We start from the raw sequence: 4466 nt of genomic DNA, 5'->3' as shown, positions 1-4466 counted from the left end.
CAATCTGCCCCTGGTACAGGACGGCCAACCGGTCCGCCAGGTAGCCCACGACGGCCAGGTCGTGGGAGATGAACAGGTAGGAGACGCCGCCGGTGTCCCGCGCGGCCGCCAGCAGCTCCAGCACAGCGGCCTGGACGCTCACGTCCAGCGCTGACACCGGTTCGTCGCAGACGACCAGTTCGGGTTCGCCGGCGAAGGCCCGGCCGATGGCCACCCGCTGTTTCTGCCCGCCGGACAGCCGGGCGGTCCGCAGCGGCAGGAGGCGAGGGCCGAGCTGGACCCGGCCGGCAAGGTCGGTGACCGTACCCGATCCGCGCAGCGTCACCAACGCCCGGCGCAGCACGGTGGACACGGAGTGTCGCGGGTTGAGGGTGGTGTCGGGATCCTGGAAGACCATCTGCACCCGGCGGCGGTCTTCGGCGGACCGACGTGACAGCCGGGACGGCAGGAGGTGTCCGGCGAGCCGGAGCTCCCCCGGGCCATCGGGCCCGAGACCCACCAGCGCCCGGGCGAGGGTGCTCTTGCCGCTGCCGGATTCGCCGACGAGGCCGAGCACCTCGCCGTAGGCGATGTCGAGGTCGATCCCGTCCAGCACCGGCGTCCGGCCGTAGCCGCGGGAGAGCCCCCGCACGGACAGCAGCCCCGGCCGCAGCCCCGGGCCCGCGCGGTCCACTTCAGTGGTCTGCTCGGGAAGACGCGGCGTCGGGCCGCGGCCACTGTGGTGGCAGCGCACCAGGTGCCCGTCCGGGCGCACGTCCAACCGCCGCTCCGGGAGCCCGTCCGGCGGGACTCCGGTAGCGGAGGCAGCGACGGCGGGGACGGCAGGGAGAGCAGGGAGAGCAGGGACGGCGGGGACGGGGACGAGCGACGGCTCCCGGGTGCGGCAGGTCTGGTCGACGAGCGCGCAGCGGTCCGCGAACGCGCAGCCGCCCGGACGTTCGCTGGGGGCCGGCGGCTGGCCCGGCACCGCCAGCAGCCTGCGCTCCCGGCGGGTGACCCCGACCACGGGGGCCGCCGCGACCAGGCCGGCGGTGTAGGGATGCCGCGGCGCGGTGAGCAGCTCGGCCGCCCGGCCCTCCTCGACCAGGCGTCCCGCGTAGAGGACCCCCATCCGGTCGCAGCGGCGGGCGACAAGCGCGAGGTCGTGGCTGATGAGCACGACGGCGGCATTGATCTCCCGCCGCAACGCCTGCAGGAGGTCGAGGATCTCGCGTGCCACCGCCGCGTCCAGGCCGGTGGTCGGCTCGTCGAGGACGAGCAGCCGCGGACGCGACGCGAGCGCCGCCGCGATGCCAACCCGCTGCTGCTGCCCGCCCGACAGCTGGTGCGGCCATCGCCGCGCGATCACGGCCGGCTCGGGCAGGCGCACCGCCGCCAGCAGCTCCAGCGCCCGCAGGCGGGCCGCGGCACGCGACAGCCCCTGCAACCGGCAGGCCTCGGCCACCTGCGCGCCGACGCGGGCCGTCGGGTCCAGGCTGCTGGTGGCACCCTGGTGGACCATGGCGAACGCGGTCGCCCGCCACCGGCGCCGGTCCCGTTCCGGCAGGCCGCCGACGTCGACGCCGTCCAGGTGGATGCTGCCGTGCTCGACCCGGCCGCCGTCGGGCAGGACACCGGCCAGCGCCGCCGCCAGGGTGCTCTTGCCGGATCCGGACTCCCCCACCAGCCCGTAGCTTTCACCGGGACGCACCCGCAGGCTCACGCCGTCCACGGCGGCCACCCGCGCGCCCGACGCCGGGTAGCTCACGCTCAGCCCGTCGACGACGAGCCCCCCGGGCGTGCCCGGCCCGGTCACGCCCGCCGGTGTGCCGCCGACCGCGCCACCGACCGCCAGCCCGCTCACCGCGCCGCCGACCATCGGCCCGTTCACCGCGCCGCCACCTGTTCCCGCAGGTTGTCCGCGACCAGGGCGACGCCGATGACGAGGCTTGCGACGGCGAGCGCCGGGAAGAGCACCGTCCACCAGGCGTGCTGGAGGAAGACCCGGCTGTCCGCCACGGAGGCGCCCCACTCCGGGGAGCCCGGCGGCTGGCCGAGCCCGAGGAACGACAGGGTCGCGGCGGCGAAGACCGCGTCACCGAGCCGGGACGTCGCCTCCACCAGCACGGTTCCGGCGACGTTGGGTAGCACCTCGCGGCCCAGCAGGGACGGGAACGGCTCACCGCGCAGCCGCGCCGCCTCGACATAGGGCTTCTCCCGCTCGACCAGCGCCGCAGCCCGCACACTGCGAGTAACAATCGGCACGAAGAACACTCCAATAACGACGATCAGGGCGGTGGTGGACCTGCCCACCAGCGCCGCCACGACCACCACCCCGACCAGGCTCGGGAAGACCGCGAGCGCGTCGACGACCCGCATGACGATCTCGTCCAGCAGGCCCCGCCGGACGCCGCACACCAGCCCGAGCAGGCTGCCGGCGGCCACCCCGGCCGCGGCCGCCAGCGGAGCGACCTCCAGCACGGGACGGGCACCGGCCAGCACCCGCGCCAGCACGTCCCGTCCGAACTGGTCGGTGCCGAACAGGTGGCCCCAGCCCGGCGGACGGAACCGCTCGGCCGGATGCTGGGTCATCGGGTCGGCGGGGACGAGATGCGGCCAGAACGCCGCGACGACGGCCCATCCGAGGAGCAGGACCGCGCCCGCCACGAACGACGGCCGGCGCACCAGCCGCCGGACGACCCGTGGCCCGCGGGCCACGGCGGCGACCGACGGCGCCCCGGCGTCGACGACGCTCCCTGGACTCCCTGCGCCTCCTGGGATCCCAGGGCTCACCTGGCCCACCGGGCTCGCCTGGCTCACTGGTGAGCCACCTTCCCGACCCGGATCCGCGGGTCGAGCAGCGCGTACACGACGTCCGCGACGACGTAGACGAGCATGCCCACCGCGCCGAGGACGATCGCGGTGGCCTGCAGGGTCGGCACGTCCTTGCTGGTCGCGGACGTCAGCAGCAGGTCGCCGATGCCCTGGTAGCCGAACAGCAGCTCGACGGTGACCAGCCCGGCGAGCAGGAACTGCAGCTGGACGGCGAGCGCGCTCGTCGCCGGGACCAGGCAGTTGCGCAGCACGTGCCTGCGCACGAGCTGCCCCTCGGGCAGGCCGCGCACCCGCATCGCCCGGATGAACGGGCTGGACAGCGTAGCGGCGGTGCTGGCCCGCACGTGCCGGGCGACGTAGCCGGCACACAGCAGGACCAGCGAGATCGCCGGCAGCAGCAGATGTTCCACCCGGGTCGCCAGCCCCGCTCCCGGGGGCGCCTGGGCCGAGGAGGGCAGCCAGTGCAGCTGGACGCTGAAGACCACCAGCAGCACGACCCCGGTGACGAACTCCGGTGTGGCCCCGAGGCTCAGGCCGGTCACGCTGAGAACCCGGTCGAGCGGGCGCCCCTCCCGCAGCCCCGCGGCGAGGCCGAGCGCCAGCGCGAACGGCACGAGCAGCGCGAAGGCGAGCAGGGCCAGCAGCAGGCTCTGGCCCAGCCGGCCCATCGTCAGTGGCCGGACCGCCACCCCGAGCGTGTAGGACTGTCCCCAGTCACCGGTGACGAACCCGCCCAGCCAGTGCAGGTACCGGCTGGGCAGCGGCTGGTCCAGCCGCAGCTGGTGGCGCAGCGCGTCCACGGAGGCCTGGCTCGCTTCCGGGCCGAGCACGACCCGGGCGACGTCGCCGGGGATCAGCTCGGTCGCGACGAACACCAGCAGGCTGACCGCCAGCAGCGTGACCGGGATCGTCAGCAGCCGTCTGACCAGGAAACGCGCCACACCCGATCAGGCCCTGGTCACGGTCGTCAGGTCCAGGAACGCCGACGGGTGCGCCCGCAGCCCCCTGATCCGGTCGGTCCGGTAGGCGCGGACCGCGCCGTTCCACACGCTGACGATGACCGGCACGTCCTCGTTGAGCGCCCGCGCGATGATTTCCGCCTGTTTCTTCCGTTCGGCCGGGTCGGTGGCCGCGTCGTAGGCGGTGGCCGCCGCGTCCACGGCCGGGTTGGCGTATTTGGAGCCGTTCCACACCCCCTGGCTCTTCACCATCGGGATGATGAACTGGCTCGCCGTGGGCCGGCCCGCCCAGCCGACAAGGTTCGCGGTTGTGAACAGCCACGGGGTGTCGGTGGTCTGGTCGCCCCCGTAGAACGCCCCGGAGGTCTGCTGGTCGAGGTCCACGGTGATGCCGACCTGTTTGAGCTGGTCCTGGATGACCAGCGCGTAGGACCTGTTCGGCGGGTCGAAGCTGAGGGTGAAACGCAGGTTGTCCACGCCCGCGGCGGCCAGCAGCGACCTGACCTTCGCCTCGTCCCTGGCGCGCTGCTGGAGATCGGTCGGCGCGCTGGCGAACGAGGGCGCGAAGAGATGGTCGTTGCCCAGGACACCGGCCCCGTCGCGCACGCTGGTCAGCACCCCCGGCCGGTCCAGGGCGTACGCGACCGCCTGGCGGACCTCCTTCCGCGTGAACGGCGGCCTGTCGACGCGCAG

General features: G+C 74.4%; 4 protein-coding genes. All 4 read right to left on the bottom strand.

Going from position 1 to position 4466, the window contains the following annotated elements; translation table 11 throughout:
- The coding region (locus AC5LSR_RS17820; RefSeq protein WP_493468701.1) for an oligopeptide/dipeptide ABC transporter ATP-binding protein at positions 1-1870 on the bottom strand (1870 nt) is incomplete at its 3' end.
- On the bottom strand, positions 1867-2799 hold the full coding sequence (locus tag AC5LSR_RS17815; RefSeq protein ID WP_250292710.1) for an ABC transporter permease: 933 nt from the start codon (positions 2797-2799) through the stop codon (positions 1867-1869). The genes AC5LSR_RS17820 and AC5LSR_RS17815, both read right to left, overlap by 4 nt.
- Complete coding sequence (locus AC5LSR_RS17810; RefSeq protein ID WP_250286594.1) at positions 2796-3755, bottom strand: ABC transporter permease; 960 nt, start codon at positions 3753-3755, stop codon at positions 2796-2798. Before AC5LSR_RS17810 ends, AC5LSR_RS17815 begins: the two co-directional genes overlap by 4 nt.
- A 6-nt stretch (positions 3756-3761) precedes the next feature.
- Positions 3762-4466, bottom strand: a 705-nt coding sequence (locus AC5LSR_RS17805; RefSeq protein WP_493468700.1) for an ABC transporter substrate-binding protein, incomplete at its 5' end; no start/stop codon positions are given.

The sequence above is a fragment of the Protofrankia sp. CiP1_Cm_nod4 genome (genome assembly GCF_982290645.1).
Note: the sequence above shows the minus strand (reverse complement) of the source record. Positions and strands in the feature narration are given on the sequence as shown.